A 17544-nucleotide genomic window follows, 5' to 3' on the forward strand; every position below is an offset into this window, starting at 1 on the left:
TATATGGGCGTGGAGTCGGCAAATTATCGCTACGTGTCGGATGGTGACAAGAGTCAAGAGCTTGAGCTGGTCTTTTGCGAATTGGGGATTGAGTGCATTTCAGAAGTAAAAGATGGCATGTTTAAAAACTATGTTTTCCGTGGAGAGCATTTTTGGATAGACATTCAAGTGAATGCAAGGCGTCAAGAGGTCGACGTGCGCTCACTGGTTTCGATTAGGGTGGCACTGATCAATCCTGGCGATGTGGCAGGCAAGTTACGCGAGCTATTGAAGTACCTGCTAGGAAGATGTGGCGGGTGGGTCATTGATATGTCGACGCGGGAGCGTTATAGTTCGATCGACGACGGCAGCTGGGATCGTCTCTGGCGCGAATTCCTGACTAGGCGTCGGGATTTCATTCGGGGTCACGGCGAATTCGAAGCGGCAATCAGTGGTGCAGATGTTTTTCAGTACATGCGAGAAAACCGGAGGTTGGCGGAGTCGTGACGGCGTCGAGCTTTTGTATATCGAGTGCGAGGCGTCTTCGGTGATAAAAGTTGCTGGCTTCGCAGAATTTAGTGAAACGCCTTCGGGATGCGTTACTGATCAGCGTGAACGTCGAGTCTCAGCATTTGCTTGAGACTGTGGACGTTTTTCGTCGGTGTCTTCAGGGATTTGTTGCCAGGCCGAGTGCGGTTGCGAGCGGGCCGCTCATCGTGTGCACGTAGGTGTTGGTGAGGTGGTTGTCCCGGTAGACGACCACATTGCCGATCACCGCCGGACAGGCCATGACGCCACACAGCCAGCTCGTCATGTCCACGATCCTCACACCGTCGAGCCCGTCCGCGGCTTCGGCCAGCGGATCACCCTCGGCGGGGAAGGCTGTTTCACGCTGGGTGTCGCAGGCTGAACGGTCGGCCTGCCGCTGCAGGCAGCCTGGCACATTGAGCGCCGGGCGAGGGATCTCACGGATGACCGCGACCGGGATGTTCGCGTCGCTCAGCCGGGTCAGCACCGTGCGGTAGCCCTCGACGAGCACCGACCGCGATGGCCACGTCCACTCCAGATCCTCGGCATAGGACTGGGGCGACATCGCCGCCGTGACGACGAGGTTCGGGCGCAATGCGATGACTGAGTCCAGCGCGGTCTTGTTGAAGTCGCGGCAGTTGGTCAGCAGGACGCCGGCTTCGCTCGGCGCGTGCGCGGTGAACGGGCAGCCGTTGCGGACGACGACCTTGAGGCGCCAGTCGGCGTGCTTGGCGACGTAGTCGGCTAGTGCGGTGCTGTACATCGCCGCGTGCGAGTCGCCGAGCAGCACGACGGTCTTTGTGGCTTGCGGATTGCCGTAGCCGCAAGCCAAGCCGGTCAGCTTGTTCTTGAAGTCGTAGGTGGCGCAGCCGGGGCGGTCGAGCAGCGGGAAGTCGTCTCGGGCGACCGCCGGATCCGGGACGATCGGGACGCCTGCAGGCACCGGGCTCGGCTCGACGGGGGACAGCGCGAGTGCGCCGGGGTGCTTGTTCGTGAGCGCGGAGCGGGCGGCGAGGTCGTCGAGCTTGGTCTGGCCGAGGTGCCAGGGGACGGTCGCCGCGATGACGCTCGTCGCCACCATGGCCACGCCGATCAGGTAGGTGACGCGCCGCCGTTTCGGCTTGCGGAACGGGTCTTCGATGAAGCGCTTGGACGCTGCCGCGAGAACGAAACTGAGCGCTGTGGCGATCACTACCTCGAGCGCGCTCAGGTGGGCATTACCCGACCGTTCCAGCAAAAAGATGATAACCGGCCAGTGCCAGAGATACAGGCTGTAGGAGATGTCGCCGATGTAGCGTAGCGGCGGCACGGCCAGATAGGGCGTGACCTCCGCGTAGGTGTGCTCGTTTCCGTCGCCCGCGAGCAGGAGGGCGACCGTGCCGAGTGTCGGGATCGCGGCGATCCAGCCGGGGAAGGCCATGTCGGTCGTCAATGTCGCCGCCGAGACGAGGATGGCCGCAAGGCCGCCCCAGCCGAGCAGTAGCTGGGCGAGTCCGCCAAGGCGGAGGCGATGGAGTGCGATCGCGGCCAGCCCGCCGATGCCGAGTTCCCACATGCGGGTCGGCGTGATGAAGTACGCGACACCGTGGTTGGCGGGAGTGAACAGCACCGAGAAGCCGAACGACAGCACGCTCACGAGCACGACCGCGCCGAATGCCCAGCGCACCGGGTTCGCGCCGCGTCGCGCCGCGAGTACGGCGCTGGTGAGCAGGATCAGCGGAATGACAAGGTAGAACTGTTCTTCGACCGCCAGCGACCAGAAGTGTTGGACCGGAGAAGCTGTCGCGGTGGCGTGCGCGTAGTCAGCGGACAGGACCGCGAGAGTCCAGTTCTGGACGTTCAGCGCGGCGGAAACGACCTCGCGGAACACGTCGGGCCAGCGGGACAATGGGGCCAGCAGCACAGTCGCGGCCACGGTGGCCAGCAGTACCGCCGTCGCGGCCGGTACGAGGCGGCGGAGGCGGCGGGCGTAGAACTCGAGCAGGCCGAGACGTCCGGTGCGGCGGATCTCGCTGGTCAGTGTGCCGATGATCAAGAAACCTGAGATGACGAAGAAGACGTCGACGCCGACAAAACCACCCGGCAGCCATGTCGGCCTGAGGTGGTAGAAGACGACCAGGCCGACGGCGAGCGCGCGCAGGCCTTGGATGTCGAGGCGCTGTGCGGATTTCGCTCTGGGGCGAGTGGGGCTGTCGGCGGTCACCGGTTCGACAAGCAGTGACACCCTGTTACTCCTCGTGACTCAAGGATCCAGCTTTGGAGCAACAGGCGTCACTCGATGGAGGAACTTTAGACGACGCGTGATGGTTGCGGGATTCACGGTTCTTTTTGGTTGAATCAACCGTGGAGATGCGTGCGCGGAGGGGCAAGTGATGGGCGAATCGACGAGGCCAGGGTATCCGGGCCAGCCGGATCGACCGTGGCCGCCGCCTGGGTGGAAGCCACGCCAGGACAACCGTGGGTTCGTGAAGAGCGAGTACGAGCGACCCGCCATCCGGCTGCTGAAGCGAGCAGGCTGGGAGCCTGGCCGCTCGGTCGGGATCGCTGATGACCTGGGCGCGCTGGAGATGGCGGGATATGAGGTCTTTCCGCGCGCCGTCGACTTCCTCCGGGAGTACTCGGGACTGTTCCTCGCCATCTCGCGGCCGGGCGAACAGGATGCCATCCGCTTCGCGGTGCGGCGTGCGTGCCGGCAGATCGACCTCGACTGGGTCGAGGTGCACTCTGAGCTGGCGGGAGTTCGCCTGATCCCGGTCGGCTTGGTGCAGGTGGACCAGATGACCGTGTTGTTCGGAGCGGACGGCCACTTCTACGGGGGATATGTCTATACCTTCGGCAAATTAGGGACGGACCTGCTCGAGTTCATCGAGAACACGGTCCAAGGCAAAGGGATCCTCCCTGTGCCTTGATACCTGGTTCGCGCCGGGCGGCTCTGGTTGAATCAGGCCAGCGACTTCGGGACGGTCCGCCGCACTCGCCCCAGCTCGCTCCTTGGAAGCTCCCGTGAACATGGAGGATCCTTATGAGCTCGTCCAGAGTGCGGCTCGTGCTCGCTGCGCTGCTGCTGGCCACCTCGGTGCCGTTAGGCTCCGGGAGCATGGCAGCAGCGGCTCCCGGCCCGGTTCCGTTCAGCAGCATCGTCCCGGCGCCCGCCAGTGCGGTCCAGACCAGTGGGGTGACCTACACGCTGCCGTCGGGTGTCGCGATCTCGACCGATGTGCAGGGCATCGGTGACCAGCTGGCCGTGACGTTGCGGAAGTCGACCGGGTACGCCATCCCGGTGCACACCCCGCCCGCCGCCGATGGCATCCAGCTGTTGCTGTCCGGGGCTCCCGCGAGCGTGGGGGACCAGGGTTATCAGCTCGAGGTGACGGCGAACGGGGTGACCGTCCGGGCGAACAAGGCGGCCGGGTTGTTCGCCGGTGCGCAGACGTTGCTGCAGCTCTTCCCGCCGCAGGCGCAGGGGAGCACTGTGACCGCCGGGCCGTGGAAGCTGACCGGTGGGAAGGTGGTCGACCAGCCGCGGTTCGGGTATCGGAGTGCGATGCTCGATGTGGCGCGGCATTTCTTCACCGTTGCCCAGGTGAAGCGGTTCATCGATGAGATCGCCCGGTACAAGCTGAACTACTTCCACCTGCACCTGGCCGATGACCAGGGCTGGCGGATCATGATCAACGGCTGGGAACGGCTTGCCACCTATGGCGGCAGCACGCAGGTCGGGGGCGGCGCCGGCGGGTACTACACGCAGGCCGACTATGCCGACATTGTCGCCTATGCGCAGTCGAAGTACATCACCGTCGTGCCCGAGATCGACATGCCCGGGCACACCAATGCCGCGCTGGCGTCGTACGCGGAGCTGAACTGCGATGGCAAGGCTCGGCCGTTGTACACGGGCACCGATGTCGGGTTCAGCTCGCTGTGCACCTCGAAGGCGATCACCTACACCTTCCTGGACGCCGTGCTCGGGCAGCTCGCGGCGCTGACACCTGGTCCTTACCTGCACATCGGCGGTGATGAGGCGAAGTCGACGCAGCCCGCCGACTACAAGTCCTTCATCAACCGGGTGCAGCAGATCGTGGTCAAGCACGGCAAGAAGCCGATCGGATGGCACGAGATCGCGAACGCGACGCCGGTCGCGGGTGCGGTGGCGCAGTTCTGGGACACGAACACCAGCAACACCGCTGTGGCCAACGCGGTCAAGAACAACGGCACCAAGGTGCTGATGTCGCCCGCGAACCGCGCGTACCTGGACATGAAGTACACAAGCAGCACCTCGCCCGGTCAGGACTGGGCGGGGACGATCGAGGTCAAGAAGGCCTACGACTGGAACCCCGGCGCTTATCTGAGCGGAGTCGGGGAGTCGGCCGTCGCGGGTGTCGAAGGTCCACTGTGGACCGAGACGATCAAGACCATGGGTGACATCGAGGTCATGACGTTCCCCCGGCTGGTCGGGCTCGCCGAGCTGGGCTGGTCGCCGCAGAGCACGCACAACTGGACCGCGTTCAGCAAGCGGCTCGCGCAGCAGGGTCCATTGTGGAAGCTGCTGGGTATCAAGTACTACAAGTCGCCTCAGGTGACCTGGCCGTCAGGATCGTAAGTGACGTTTGTTGATCGACAGCTCGCCGACGGGATCGTCCGTGGGGCGGAACGCGATGGTGTCCAGCTCTTCCTGGGCCTGCCGTATGCCGCACCGCCCGTCGGCGAGTTGCGTTTTCGTGCCCCGCAAGCGGTCACGCCGTGGACAGGGGTTCGTGAGGCGCTCGAGTTGCCGCCCATGGCTTTGCAGCCCGCGCTCGCCGGGAAGGGGCTCGTCGGCGGTGAAGACTGCCTCTACCTGAACGTCTACGCGCCCGCGGCGCCTGGTCCTTATCCCGTGCTGGTGTGGATTCACGGCGGTGGCGGGGTGATGGGCTCGCCGAATCAGTTCGACGGGAGCGCGTTCGCGGGTAACGGGGTGGTCGTGGTGACCATCGCGTACCGGCTCGGGGTGCTGGGGATGCTCTACCGGCCGGATGTCGCGGACGTGAATGTGTCCACGTTGGACCAGGTCAAGGCGCTGGAGTGGGTGCGGGACAACGTTTCCGCGTTCGGGGGCGATCCAGCCAGGGTCACGCTCGGCGGGCAGTCGAACGGTGGGCGGACGGTCGGGACGCTGCTCGCGGTGCCCGCCGCCGATGGGCTGTTCCGGCAGGCGATCATCCAGAGCGGCACCGGTGTCGGGTCCGTTGTGGACACTCCGGATGAGGCGACGAAGGTCGCGGACGCCGTCCAGGCCGAGGCCGGTGGCGATCTGCGCGAGCTGCCAGCCGGGGAGATTGTCGCGGCACAGCAACGGGTCGGGCTCGCGTCCGGCACCATGGTGACCTACCGGGTGGTCGTCGACGGGACCGTGCTTCCCCGGCGTCCCGGTGAGGTGAAGTCACGGGTCCCGGTGCTGATCGGGACCACCCATGACGAGCAGGACCTGTTCCACATGCTGACCAGAGGCGGCGCTCGGCTGCTCGGGAGCGGCTCGACCGTGCTGAATCCCGAGGAACTGGCCAAAGCGGCCGCCGCATATCGGGAGCTGCTGCCCGAGTGGCCCGCCGAACTCGCCGAGAGGCACGCTTTCACCGCGGGGGACTGGTGGATCCCGGCGATCCGGTTCGCCGAGTCGCAGGACCGTCCCGTGTGGATGTACCGGCTGGACTGGCGGATCACGCCGTTCGGCAAGGGGATGGGCGCGCCGCACGGGCTCGACCTGGCGTTGATGTTCGACGACATCCGGAACGTGAACTGGCGTTACCTCTTCGGGGCCAGGAAACCCGACTGGGAACGGCTGCAGGCCGTCGCCACGGAGATGCACTCCGCCTGGGTCCGCTTCGTCGCGAGCGGGAACCCCGGCTGGCCCGCGTACACCCCGGAATCCCGCACCACGCGCCTTTTCGACGACGTGACGTCCACTGTGGACGATCCGGACCGGGAACAGCGGCTCGCCTGGGCGTTGGGGTCGTGAGTGGTATGGCCGGTTCTAACCGGCCATACCACTCACGAGCACTTACGCCGTGATCTTGTCCACGTTGGGGCCACCATTGGCTGTGGTGGCCACCGCCTTGATCTTGTTGACGCCCGCGTTGAGCTGGACCGTGACCGTCTTGGTCACCCAGGTCGGCCACGCGCCGGTGCCGGGGAACGAGACCCCGGGGGACACCACCGTGCCGTTGACCGAGATGTCCATCGGCCGGTTGGTCGTGGTCCCGTTCGCGAACCGGAACACCACGTTCGCGGTGCCCGCAGCCGCGGCGTTGACCGTCCACTCGACCGAGCTGCCGACCGCGTTGTCGTAGTTGACGAACCCGGTGCCGGTGAACCCGGCGTGGTTCGACTCGACGACGCCGTTCACGATCGTCGCGTCCTCGGCCTGGTAGTCCACCGGCGTGCCGGGGTCACCACCCGTGCTGGTCTTCGCCTTGATCTCCGCGCTGTACGCGGACACGTTGCCGGCCGCGTCCTTCGCACGCACCTTGAAGCTGTACTCGGTGTTGGCCGCGAGACCGTTGGCGATGAACGTCGTGCCAGAGGTGCTGCCCGCGTCCGCGCCGTTCACGGAGATGTCGTACCCGGTGACGCCCACGTTGTCCGTCGAGGCGTTCCACGCCAGCGCGACGCTGGAGGACGTCACGCCGGTGCTCTGCAGACCGGCGGGCACCGTCGGCGCCTGCTGGTCGCCACCGCCGCCGCCGCCACCGGCCGGAACCGTCTGCGTGGCGGTGTTGTAGCCGGTGACGCGCACGGACGGGGATCCGCCCTTGAGGTCGGACGTGCGGTACGTGGCGGTGAGCGTGGTCTGCTCGCCGGGCCACAGGCTGACCGCGTTGTCGTTCCACTGGATCGGCAGCACCGGGGTGCTGCCCACGACCACGTGGGCGTCCAGGTAGAACGCCGGCGTCTTACCGGTGCCGGTGTTCTTCAAGGTGACCGTGGTGGTGGTCGTGTCGCCCGAGGTGGTCGAGCTCGCGTTCGCGCTGACCGAGGTCTGCGCCAGCGAGCTCAATCCGGTCAGGTTCGCCGACGACGACATCGGCGTGTAGTACCAGTCGGTGCCGCCCCAGTTGAGCGCGTCCTGCGTTCCGGAAGACAGCCAGTAGACGTTACGGCTGACCTCCTTGCCCGACGAGTCCGAGAGCACCAGCTTCGCCAGGTACGTGGTGGACAGGCCGCTGACCGACGGGATGGTCAGCGCGGTGGCCTTGCCGCCGTCACCGGGTACCGAAACGTTCGCCGTCTGGCTGAACTTCTCGGTGCCGTCGGTGTTGTACAGCTTGACCGAAGCGGTGAGCCCGCTCGCGGTGCCGTGGTTCTTGTTGATCACCACGACCGACTTGGTGTCGTACGAGTACTGGATGTGGACCGGCTCGTTGGCCTTCTTGGCGCCGTAGTAGCTGCCGCCCTGGTCCATGTAGCGGTCGAACAGCTGCCAGTGCAGCGAGGTCCAGCCGCTGTTGAGCATCCAGTAGATCAGGCCCGTCGAGGGGTTCGACGAGTCGGTGAAGTTCCGCGCGTGCGACTCGTACTCGGCGCGGATGTTCTCGTACTGCGCCAGCTGCGCCTTCTTCACCCATTCCTGCAGGCTCGACGAGTTGCCGTAGCGGGCGTTGAGCGCGTTGCCGAACAGCTTCAGGTTGGAGAAGGTGGCGGACTGCGAACGGTGGTACTGCGCCGTCGACGGACTCTTCCACATGGTGTCGAGCTCGCTCGCCGACATCATCCGGTTCAGCGTGTCCATCGTCGGGATGTCGACGCCCGCGCTGGTTTCGGAGTTGAAGCCCCAGGCGCCACCGCTGTTGGAGTGCGCCTTGTCGTACCAGTACACCGGCGGCACGTAGTCGTACGGGCCGTTCATCTTCATGCCGGAGCTGCCCAGCTGCGGCGAGGACTTCGCCGAGGCAGCCGGGATCACCGGGACGGCGAAGTCGGCCGCGTTGATCGCGTCCAGGTACTCCTTCTCGATGGTGCCGTTCGGCGCGAAGTCACTGCCGATGTGGAAGGAGATGACACTGGGGTTGTTGCGCAGGCGCTCGGCCTCGCCGGTCATCGACAGCTTCGCGGTCACGTGGTCGGCCGCGGTCCACGGCTGGCCGTTCTCGCCGCCGCTGCCGCCTTCCCACTTGTCACAGCATTCCCAGCCGGGCATGGTCAGCACGCCCATCTCGTCGGCCATGTCGAAGAACTCGTCCGGCTCGATGTGGCCTTCCAGGCGGACCGTGTTCATCCCCATGTTGAGCACGTAGGCGAGCCGGTCCTTGGCCGCGACCGGGTCCCAGCGCAGGAACAGGTCCGGCGAGTAGCCGCCGCCGAGGATGAGCAGCGGGCGGAAGTTGATCGTGTACAACCGGCCCTTGTCCTTGATCGGGGCCTTGATGTCCCTGACGCCGAACCGGTCGGACGCGACGTCCGAGGCCGCGCCCGCGACGCTCGCGGTCAGCTTCAGGTCGTACAGGTGCTGGCCGCCCATGCCCGCGGGCCACCAGACGTCCGGGTTGTCGATGCCGACCGAGCCGAACGTGACGGTCTTCTTCTCCTTGGCGGCCAAGGAGACGTTCTGGCTGATGGCGACACCGGCGACGGTGCCGGACACCGTGGCGGTGACCGCGGCGCTCGAGTCGTTGCGGACGTCGACCTTGGCGGTCAGGTCCGCGTGCCCGAGGTCCGTGGCCAGCTTGGTGTTGACGTGCGCGCCGCGCAGCGCGACCGGGCCGCTGCGGCGGACCAGCAGGTCACGCACGATGCCCATGTTCTGGTCCGGCGGGGTCTGCGCCCAGTCGATCCAGCCCATGGTCAGGTCGGCGTTCGGGTTGTTGGGGTAGATCTTCAGCGCGATCGCGTTCGATCCGGCCTTCACCTGCGCGGTGATGTCGAGGTCGTGGCGGGTGTAGGCGCCCCTGACCTGAGCCGAGTCCGCCACCTTGGTGCCGTTGACCCAGACGTCCGCCCTGGACAGCACACCCGAGAAGTCGAGGTAGGTGCGCTTGTCGGTCGAGTCCACGTTCAGATCGGCCCGGTACCACCACGGCACCGAGAAGTCCGCCTTGTTGACGTTCTTCATGTTGGTCGAATAGAACGGGTCCGGGTACTTGCCGTTGGCGAGCAGGCCCGCGTAGACCGTCGAGCGGGACGACACCGGTACCCAGCCGCTCGTCGGGAAACCGGGCTTGGTCACCGAAGAGTCATCGCTGACCTTGGAAGAGGACTGGATGAGGTAGCCGGGGATGGGGGTCGCGGTTCCCGCGTCGGCGGACACGGCCAGTGTGGCCGGGGCCGGCTGGCCGGTGGCGGACGGCACGGCGGCGACGCCGCAGACGGCGGTGACGAGTGTCGTCACCGCCAGCAACCGGATCGGGGTTCGGGAGAATCTCTGCCGGAACTTCACGAGCGCGCCTCCTCAGGCACACGGCGGCGGGGGAAACATGGGAGGTTATTGTTAGGAAAGTTCCCTAACAATTGGTTGATGCTAGACCCCGGCAGGAGGTCAGACAATGGTTGACATGCGGCCGATCGCATGGGGTCGCGCTCGCTCCGCCGGGTTCCCTCTGAGTGGGACGAGCCGCGACGCGTCGTGCTTGACCAGTCCGTTTCGCAGTGTCTAGGGTGGCGCTGAAAGCGCTTTCTCGGCACCGTGGCATGAGAAGAAACGGAGCGCGATGGTCGCCCGAATCGACGATCTGACCAGGCGGAAGTCCGCCACGCCCTCGCGAGCCGGGCAGCTGGGCCGGTTCGGCGCGTTCGTCAAGCGGAGCTGGCCTCCGGTGGCGCTGCTGGTGGCCTGTTTCGTGCTCTGGTGGGTGGTCACGGCGGCCGGACTGGTCAAGTCCTATCTCGTTCCGTCACCGGGCGACACGCTGCGTGTCATCCTCGACAAGCCCGGCTACTTCGGCTTCCACACCTGGGTGACCACCTACGAGACCGTGCTGGGGTTCGGGATCGCGATCGTGGTCGGGGTGCTCGCGGCGGTGCTGATGGTCTCCTCGCCCGCCGTCGAGAAGACGGTCTACCCGCTGCTGCTGTTCGCACAGGTCATCCCGAAGATCGCGATCGCGCCGCTGTTCGTCGTCTGGCTGGGGTTCGGGCTCACGCCGAAGATCTTCGTCGCCGTGCTGATGGCGTTCTTCCCGGTGGTGATCTCGATGGTCACCGGGCTCAAGTCGATCGACCCGGAGATGCTGCAGCTCTCGGCCACCATGGGGGCGGGCCGTGGCCAGACCTTCCGGAAGATCCGGTTCCCCGCCTCGCTGCCGTATTTGTTCTCCGGGCTGAAGATCGCCGCCACGCTCGCCGTCACCGGCGCGGTGGTCGGCGAGTTCGTCGGCGCCAACGCCGGGCTCGGCTACGTCATCCTGCAGGCCAACGGAAACCTGGACACGCCCGTGCTGTTCGCCGGGCTGTTCATCATGTCGCTGCTCGGCGTCGTGCTGTTCGTGCTGGTGGAGGTGCTCGAGCACCTCGTGCTGCCGTGGCACGTGAGCCGCCGGGCCGACAGCGCCGTCGCCGCCACCATCTGAAGGGAAGCCGATGAAGCTCCGCTTGCTCGTCGTCGCACTGCTCGCGCTGACCGCCGCCTGCGCGCCCTCGGTCGAACCTTCGAAGGAGCCCGCCGGTGACGGGCTCGACAAGGTCACCCTCACGCTGAACTGGTACCCGTACGGCGAGCACGCGCCCTTCTACTACGGCAAGAAGAAGGGCATCTTCGCCAAGCACAAGATCGACCTGAACATCCAGGCAGGCCAGGGCTCGCAGAAGACCGTGCAGGTGACGGGAGGCGGGCAGACCGACTTCGGCTGGGCGGACACGTCCGCGCTGCTCGGCGGGGTCGGGCAGGGCATGCCGGTGAAGAGCGTCGGGGTGTTCCTGCAGAAGACGCCGTCCTCGGTGCAGTTCTTCGCGGACAAGAACATCACCAAGCCCGCCGACCTCAAGGGCAAGACCATCGCGTCCACCGCCGGCGACGCGCTGACGAAGACGTTCCCGATCTTCTTGAAGGCCAACGGGATGAGCGAGAGCGACGTCGTCATCCAGAACACCGACGCGGCAGGCAAGATCGCCGCGGTGCTGGCGAGCAAGACCGACGCGCTGCTCGGCTACGCCACCGACCAGGGCCCGACGATCGCCGAGAAGGCGGGTAAACCGGTGTCCTCGCTGAAGTACGCCGATTTCGGGCTGAGCTACTTCAGCAACGGCCTGGTCGCGCAGGACAAGACGATCGCCGACCGCAAGGACCTGGTGCGCCGCATGGTCGCCGCGACCACCGAGGCATGGACGGCGGCGAGCGGTGACGTGCCGGGCGCGGTCGAGGCCATGGCAGGCGCGTCCGAGCAGTTGCCGTCGGCGAAGGTGCTGACGGACCAGTTCACCGCCACCATCGCGTTGCTGCACACCGACGCGACGAAGTCGATGCCGCCGGGCGTCAACGACGAGTCGGACTGGAAGAAGACGATCACGGTGTTCGCGGACGCCGGCCTGATCAAGACCGCGGAGGCCCCGTCGAAGTACTGGGACGCCAGTTTCGCGGTGAAGGGATGAGCATGACGGCGAGCCGCGTCGCGGAACTGGTGGCGCTGGCGGATGTCGGGGTTTCCTTCCGTACCAAGCGAACCGAGGTCACCGCGCTGCGCGATGTCTCGCTTTCGGTGCAGCCAGGCGAGTTCGTGTCGATCGTCGGGCCGTCCGGCTGCGGCAAGTCGACACTGCTGAAGCTGGTTTCCGGGCTGCTGCGGCCATCGACCGGGACGGTGTCGCTGCTGGGCTCGCCGGTCGAAGGCCCGCGCCGCGACATCGGGTACGTGTTCCAGCGCGCGGCCTTGCTGGAGTGGCGCTCGGCGCGCAAGAACATCCTGCTGCAGGCGGAAATGCGTCGCTTGCCCGCCGCGGAGGCTCGGCGCCGCACGGACGAGCTGATCGAGATGACCGGGCTTTCCGGCTTCGAGGACGCGTACCCGCACGAGCTGTCCGGCGGCATGCAGCAACGCGTGGCACTGTGCCGTGCCTTGCTGCACAAGCCGCCGGTCCTGCTCATGGACGAGCCGTTCGGCGCGCTGGACGCGTTGACGCGCGAGCACATGAACGTCGAGCTGCGGCGCATCTGGGCGGAGACGGGGACGACGGTCCTGCTGGTGACGCACTCGATCGCGGAGGCTGTGTACCTGGCGAACCGGGTGGTCGTGATGACCGCGCGGCCTGGCACGATCGAGGAGATCATCCCGGTGGAGCTGCCCGCTGAGCGGGACTATGTGCAGACGGTCTCGGAGCCGGAGTTCGCGCGGGTGACGGCGCGCATCCGGAAACTGCTCGGCGCGGCATCGGAGGGCGACTAGCCTTCGCGCCATGTGCGTTTCGAGCGACGTGGCCGAGTTCAGCGGGACGACCCTGTACGGCGGGCGCTGTCGTCACCCGGAGCACGGGCGCATCGAGGTGCTCGGCTACCAGAACACCGCGGAGAACCTGGCCGTCGGCCCCAACGCGATGCTGGTGCACCTGGCCACCTCGGGCATGCGGCGTGAGCAGTTCATCCCGGTCGGGCGACACGACGACGTCCTGGAGCGGATGGCGCGGGCGACTTACCCGGTCGCCGCTGCCGCCGGCATGGCTTGGATGGACGCCGACGAGGTGACGGTGTTCGAGCACGACATCTACACGGTCGTCCTCGCCGAGAACCCGCTGCGCGTTTCCGATGCGCTAAGCCAGGTCGCTCCGCACAAGCGTCCGACGGTCAAGCCGGAGCTGCTCGAGTTCTACGCGGACTCGTTCCCCGGCCGGTCGATCGCGCTCTGCTGCTTCGACAACGCCGAAGCGCACCGCGCCAAGCCACTGCTGATGTGGTACCGGCCTGCTGACCCTGACCGGATCGTGTTGCCGGCGCTGGATTGTCACACCGGTGGCGTGCCGGATCTGGACACATCGGTGTTGTCGGACCACTACCTGGTCTTCGGCACCGACGATGCCGAGGACTGGGGGCAACCGGTCCGTTACGAGGACGGCATGCGTCACAAGCTGCGCGCGTTCCTGCCGGACCGCGTGGTCGGGATCAGGGTCGACGCCGGGGAACCGTTGCCCAACGGGGACTTCGCGATCGACTACGACGACCTGCTTCGCGACGACCTCGACCGCATCACTCGGATAAAGCCTGAGGTTCATTGACAGTTCATCTTCGGCGGCCAACCCGCCGAGGCCGCTGTCGCGTGTGTTGGTCGTTCGATAGTTCCGACCGACGGAGGACCATGAAGATCACGGCCAAAGCGGCTTTTGTCGCACTGGGAGTCTCGGCAGTCAGCCTGCTGGTGACCGAGGCGGCGTTCGCGAACTCCATTATCGTCGACACGCAGGGTGGCAGAGCTCAATACGATGACGGCGGGGACCGGTTCTGTGTCCACGCCTCTGATTCCGAAGGCGCCAGGTGGATCAAGGCCACGGTGAAGCCGCTCAACGGCGTCGGGCCCACGTTGAACCTGTCCGACAACAACACCACCCCCGCCAACCACTGTGGCAGCCTGGCCACGGCGTACGAGGACACGAAGTACCGCGCGACCATCACGGCGTACTGGGGTGAGACCGGCACCGTCACCAGCAAGACGGTCGATTTCTACAGCTGATCTTCTTGACGCGGCCGGTCGGGTCACACCGGCCGGCCGCGTTCCGTTACAGCGCGACCAGATCCTCGGGCAACAGGTCGAGCAGCAGCCCGTCGTGCCAGGTCCCGTCCGGCCCGCGCTCGTAGCGCCGCATCACGCCGACAGGCTTGAACCCGAGGCGCTGGTAGACGCGGATCGCGGCTTCGTTGTGGGCCGCGGGGTCGATCACCAGGCGGTGGTGGCCGCGCTGGTCGATCAGGAACGCCGCGAGCGTGTGGATGGCGTCGGCGCCGAGGCCGCGGCCCTGGAAGTCCGGGTGCACGGCGATGTCGATGCCCGCGTGCCGGTATTGGGGGTCGTCCTCCTCGAAGGCCAGGATGATGCCCGCGACCTGGTCCTCGAACTCGATCGCGAAGCAGGTGGTGTCGTCGTCGGCGTCCAGCAGGTAGGCGACCTGCTCCGCGACGCCCTCCTCGGCGTCGCCCCACCACCGTGCGACTTCGGGGTGACCCAGGATTTCCTGGAACCGGGTCGCGTCGGAAGCGCCTGCGGGGCGGAGGCTGACTTTGCCGCCGAAGAGGGGCTTGTCGGTCACAGTCATCGGTGTCTCCTACCGTGCTGTTGGTCCTGACGCGATCAGCTTGCCTCCCGGCAGTGTCCTGGCGCCAGGTCAATCCCCGCTTAGGCTGAAGGAAATCCGGACGGTGCCGACGTGGACACGATGGGCTTTCCCACGGGTGGTGCCCGCCTAGCCCACGGGTGCTTCCGGGCGGTCGAGAATACGTACCCAGGTCCCGTCGGGCCGTCGGCGCGCGACCTGGACTCGGCCACCCGTGCCGTCCTTGGCCCGCGTCGAGGTCATCGCCAGGTCGCCGTAGTACAGCGCGGGCAGTGGCTCCTCGAACTCGAACTTCGGGCCGGCGGCGACCAGGTCCTCGAACACCGCGCGGATCGCGTCGCGGCCGACGGTCTCCTGGCCGGGAGGGAACGCCATCACGGCGTCTTCGGCATACAGCTCGGCGAGTGCTTTCGCGTCGCGGGCGTTGACGCGCTCGACGAACAAGCGGGCGATGTCTTCGGGGTTCGTTGCTCCGTTCATGACTCCAGCCTGGATCTTGCCGAGTCAGAAGTCCAAGAGCTAGATCGACTGGTTGCTAGAATCAGCGCTTATGGAACTCCGGCAGCTCGAGTACTTCGTCGCCGTCGCGGAGGAAGCGAACTTCACCCGTGCGGCCGAGAAGGTGCACGTCGCCCAGCCCGGCGTGAGCGCGCAGATCCGCCGCCTCGAACGGGAGCTGGGGGAGGCGTTGTTCGACCGGTCCGGTCGCACGGTCACGCTCACCGAGGCGGGCGCGGCGGTGCTGCCGTACGCGCGGGCCGCGCTGGAGGCGGTCGAGGGCGCGAAGCAGGCGGTCGACGAACTGACTGGACTGCTGCGCGGCCGGGTCGCGGTCGGCATGGTGACCTCGTGCCGGGCCGCGGATCTGCCAGACCTGCTCGCCGACTTCCACAAGAATCATCCGGCCGTCGAGATCACCTTGTCCGAAGCCAATTCCGACGTGCTCGTCGCGTCGCTGCTGACCGGTGAACTCGACCTGGCGCTGATCGGCACGGTCACCGGATCGGTGCCAGGGCTGGAAACCTCGATCGTCACCGACGAGCCGATCGTGGCCGCCGTGTGCCGCGGTGACTCGCTCGCGGACCGCGCGGCCGTTCCGCTCACGGGTTTGCGGGACCGGTCGCTCATCTGCTTGCCGAAGGGGACCGGCATGCGCGCGGCGCTCGACGAGGCCGCCGCGGTCACGGGGTTCGAGCCGCGGATCGCGTTCGAGGCCAGCGATCCCGGCGTGCTCGCCGATCTCGCCGGGCGCGGGCTCGGGGTGGCGATCCTGCCGTCGTCACTGGCGGAAACCCGACGCGACCTGCACTCGATGATGATCACCGAGCCGGGGCTGCGCGGCACGCTCGCACTCGCCTGGCGTGCGGAAGGACCACGCGGCCCGGCCGCCCGCGCACTGGTCGAGCACGCCCGCGCGCCACACGCTCGTTCCTCGATCGCCTCAAATCGTTAACACTATCGAGTGAATTTCTGTGGCAATCTCACCCCGACCTGTCACACGGGGAGAGGGAGCCGCTCATGCCGGTTCGTCGCTGGAAACCGTTGTCCCTGCTAGTGGCCACCGTGGTCGGGGTGGTCGTCACGCTCCAGCTGACCACCAGCGCGACCGCCGCGACCCAGCTCACCGTCGCGCAAGCGATCGCGCAGCAGGGCACGGCGAGCGCCACCGTCCGCGGGTACGTCGTCGGCCAGCCGACCGCGACGACCACCGTCGTCCGCTCGAACTTCCCGAACGACTACGCGCTCGCGCTCGCCGACAGCGCGGCCGAGACGAACACGTCGAAGATCCTGTACGTCCAGATCACCACGGGTTTCCGCGCCCAGTACGGCTTGCAGAGCAACCCCGGCCTGATGGGCAAGCAGCTCGACGTGACCGGCAAGCTCGCCGCGTACTTCTCGCACGCGGGCCTCACCTCGCCGACCGCGTTCGCTGTGGTCACCGGCACGCCGCCGGGCAGCACCACGACCACCGCGCCGCCGACGACCACGACCAGCGCCCCGTCGGACAGCTACTACCAGAACGCGCTCGGCAAGACCGGCGCCGCGCTGCGTTCGGCGCTGCACCAGATCATCAGCACCAACACCAAGCTCAGCTACGACCAGGTCTGGGACGCGCTCAAGGCGACCGACGAGGACCCGGCGAACCCGAACAACGTCATTCTCGTGTACAGCGGCCGTTCGCAGAGCAAGTCCACCAACGGCGGCGGCGTCAACGACTGGAACCGCGAGCACGTCTGGGCCAAGTCGCACGGCGACTTCGGCACCGCGACCGGCCCCGGCACCGACCTGCACCACCTGCGCCCCGAAGACGTCACAGTCAACTCCGACCGCGGCAACAAGGACTTCGACATGGGCGGCACCCCCGTTTCGGAAGCGCAGGGCAGCTACACCGACGCCGACTCCTTCGAGCCGCGCAACGCGGTCAAGGGCGACGTCGCGCGGATGATCTTCTACATGGCGCTGCGCTACGACGGTGGCGACGGCTTCGCGGACCTCGAAGTCGACGACACGGTCAACAACGGGACCGCGCCTTACATCGGCAGGCTTTCGGTGCTCAAGCAGTGGAGCCAGCAGGACCCGCCCGACGCCTTCGAGAAGCGGCGCAACCAGGTCATTTTCGATACGTACCAGCACAACCGGAACCCGTTCATCGACCACCCGGAGTGGGTTTCGGCGCTCTGGGGCTAAGAGGCTCGGAAAGTCAAACGTGACGTGCGGTCGTGGGGGGGTGGGGGGGGGGGTAAGGCCGCGTGGGACGCACACAACCCCAAAATAAAAACTGGGGGGCCCCGCGGGGGGGAAGCAACCCCCACCCCC

Annotated in this window: 15 protein-coding genes; 11 read left to right on the plus strand and 4 right to left on the minus strand. The window is 66.7% G+C overall.

From position 1 onward, the window contains the following. Positions 1 to 3 precede the first annotated feature (3 nt). The gene (locus ACFV15_RS21565; RefSeq protein ID WP_378352285.1) at positions 4 to 486 is read left to right on the plus strand and encodes a hypothetical protein; all 483 of its coding nucleotides are present in this window, start codon (positions 4 to 6) and stop codon (positions 484 to 486) included. 160 nt (positions 487 to 646) lie between these two features. Here ACFV15_RS21565 and ACFV15_RS21570 read toward each other — a convergent pair whose 3' ends face one another. Then, positions 647 to 2731 carry an acyltransferase family protein gene (locus ACFV15_RS21570; RefSeq protein WP_378352286.1) on the minus strand — a complete coding sequence of 695 codons (2085 nt, stop codon included), beginning with the start codon at positions 2729 to 2731 and terminating at the stop codon, positions 647 to 649. Positions 2732 to 2972: 241 nt separating this feature from the next. On the opposite strand from ACFV15_RS21570, the gene ACFV15_RS21575 reads away from it, so the two are divergent. The 3 genes from ACFV15_RS21575 to ACFV15_RS21585 all read left to right on the plus strand — a co-directional run bounded on the left by ACFV15_RS21575 (position 2973) and on the right by ACFV15_RS21585 (position 6502). Next, a complete protein-coding gene (locus tag ACFV15_RS21575) occupies positions 2973 to 3416 on the plus strand; it encodes an SUKH-3 domain-containing protein (protein WP_378352287.1) in 444 nt (147 codons plus the stop codon). A gap of 113 nt (positions 3417 to 3529) precedes the next feature. Continuing rightward, positions 3530 to 5104, plus strand: a complete 1575-nt coding sequence (locus ACFV15_RS21580) for a beta-N-acetylhexosaminidase (RefSeq protein WP_378352288.1) — start codon at positions 3530 to 3532, stop codon at positions 5102 to 5104. Next, positions 5105 to 6502, plus strand: coding sequence for a carboxylesterase/lipase family protein (locus ACFV15_RS21585; RefSeq protein ID WP_378352289.1), 1398 nt, complete (start codon positions 5105 to 5107; stop codon positions 6500 to 6502). A 42-nt stretch (positions 6503 to 6544) separates the two neighbouring features. On the opposite strand, the gene ACFV15_RS21590 is transcribed toward ACFV15_RS21585, so the two are convergent. Next, entirely contained in the window at positions 6545 to 9916 is a 3372-nt protein-coding gene (locus tag ACFV15_RS21590; protein ID WP_378352290.1) for a fibronectin type III domain-containing protein, read from the minus strand. 271 nt (positions 9917 to 10187) lie between these two features. On the opposite strand from ACFV15_RS21590, the gene ACFV15_RS21595 reads away from it, so the two are divergent. The 5 genes from ACFV15_RS21595 to ACFV15_RS21615 all read left to right on the plus strand — a co-directional run bounded on the left by ACFV15_RS21595 (position 10188) and on the right by ACFV15_RS21615 (position 14129). After that, positions 10188 to 11045, plus strand: a complete 858-nt coding sequence (locus tag ACFV15_RS21595) for an ABC transporter permease (RefSeq protein WP_378352291.1) — start codon at positions 10188 to 10190, stop codon at positions 11043 to 11045. 10 nt (positions 11046 to 11055) lie between these two features. After that, complete coding sequence (locus ACFV15_RS21600) at positions 11056 to 12063, plus strand: ABC transporter substrate-binding protein (protein WP_378352292.1); 1008 nt, start codon at positions 11056 to 11058, stop codon at positions 12061 to 12063. A 2-nt stretch (positions 12064 to 12065) separates the two neighbouring features. Then, complete coding sequence (locus tag ACFV15_RS21605; RefSeq protein WP_378352294.1) at positions 12066 to 12854, plus strand: ABC transporter ATP-binding protein; 789 nt, start codon at positions 12066 to 12068, stop codon at positions 12852 to 12854. Between the two features lie 10 nt (positions 12855 to 12864). Next, entirely contained in the window at positions 12865 to 13677 is an 813-nt protein-coding gene (locus tag ACFV15_RS21610) for a hypothetical protein (protein ID WP_378352296.1), read from the plus strand. Positions 13678 to 13757: 80 nt separating this feature from the next. Beyond that, on the plus strand, positions 13758 to 14129 hold the full coding sequence (locus tag ACFV15_RS21615) for a hypothetical protein (protein WP_378352298.1): 372 nt from the start codon (positions 13758 to 13760) through the stop codon (positions 14127 to 14129). Between the two features lie 46 nt (positions 14130 to 14175). Here the strand turns inward: ACFV15_RS21615 and ACFV15_RS21620 are convergent, their stop codons facing one another. Both ACFV15_RS21620 and ACFV15_RS21625 read right to left on the minus strand, forming a co-directional pair. Further along, complete coding sequence (locus ACFV15_RS21620) at positions 14176 to 14709, minus strand: GNAT family N-acetyltransferase (RefSeq protein ID WP_378352299.1); 534 nt, start codon at positions 14707 to 14709, stop codon at positions 14176 to 14178. 147 nt (positions 14710 to 14856) lie between these two features. Then, positions 14857 to 15207: a YybH family protein gene (locus tag ACFV15_RS21625; protein ID WP_378352300.1), complete on the minus strand. Its 351-nt coding sequence runs from the start codon at positions 15205 to 15207 to the stop codon at positions 14857 to 14859. 70 nt (positions 15208 to 15277) lie between these two features. Between ACFV15_RS21625 and ACFV15_RS21630 the strand changes: the two genes are divergently transcribed. Together ACFV15_RS21630 and ACFV15_RS21635 are read left to right on the plus strand one after the other, a co-directional pair. After that, entirely contained in the window at positions 15278 to 16180 is a 903-nt protein-coding gene (locus ACFV15_RS21630; RefSeq protein WP_378352301.1) for a LysR family transcriptional regulator, read from the plus strand. Positions 16181 to 16245: 65 nt separating this feature from the next. Next, positions 16246 to 17415: an endonuclease gene (locus ACFV15_RS21635; RefSeq protein WP_378352303.1), complete on the plus strand. Its 1170-nt coding sequence runs from the start codon at positions 16246 to 16248 to the stop codon at positions 17413 to 17415. The last annotated feature ends 129 nt before the right edge of the window (positions 17416 to 17544 follow it).

Origin of the sequence: Amycolatopsis sp. NPDC059657 (assembly GCF_042734395.1) — a bacterium.
Classification (GTDB): Bacteria; Actinomycetota; Actinomycetes; order Mycobacteriales; family Pseudonocardiaceae; genus Amycolatopsis.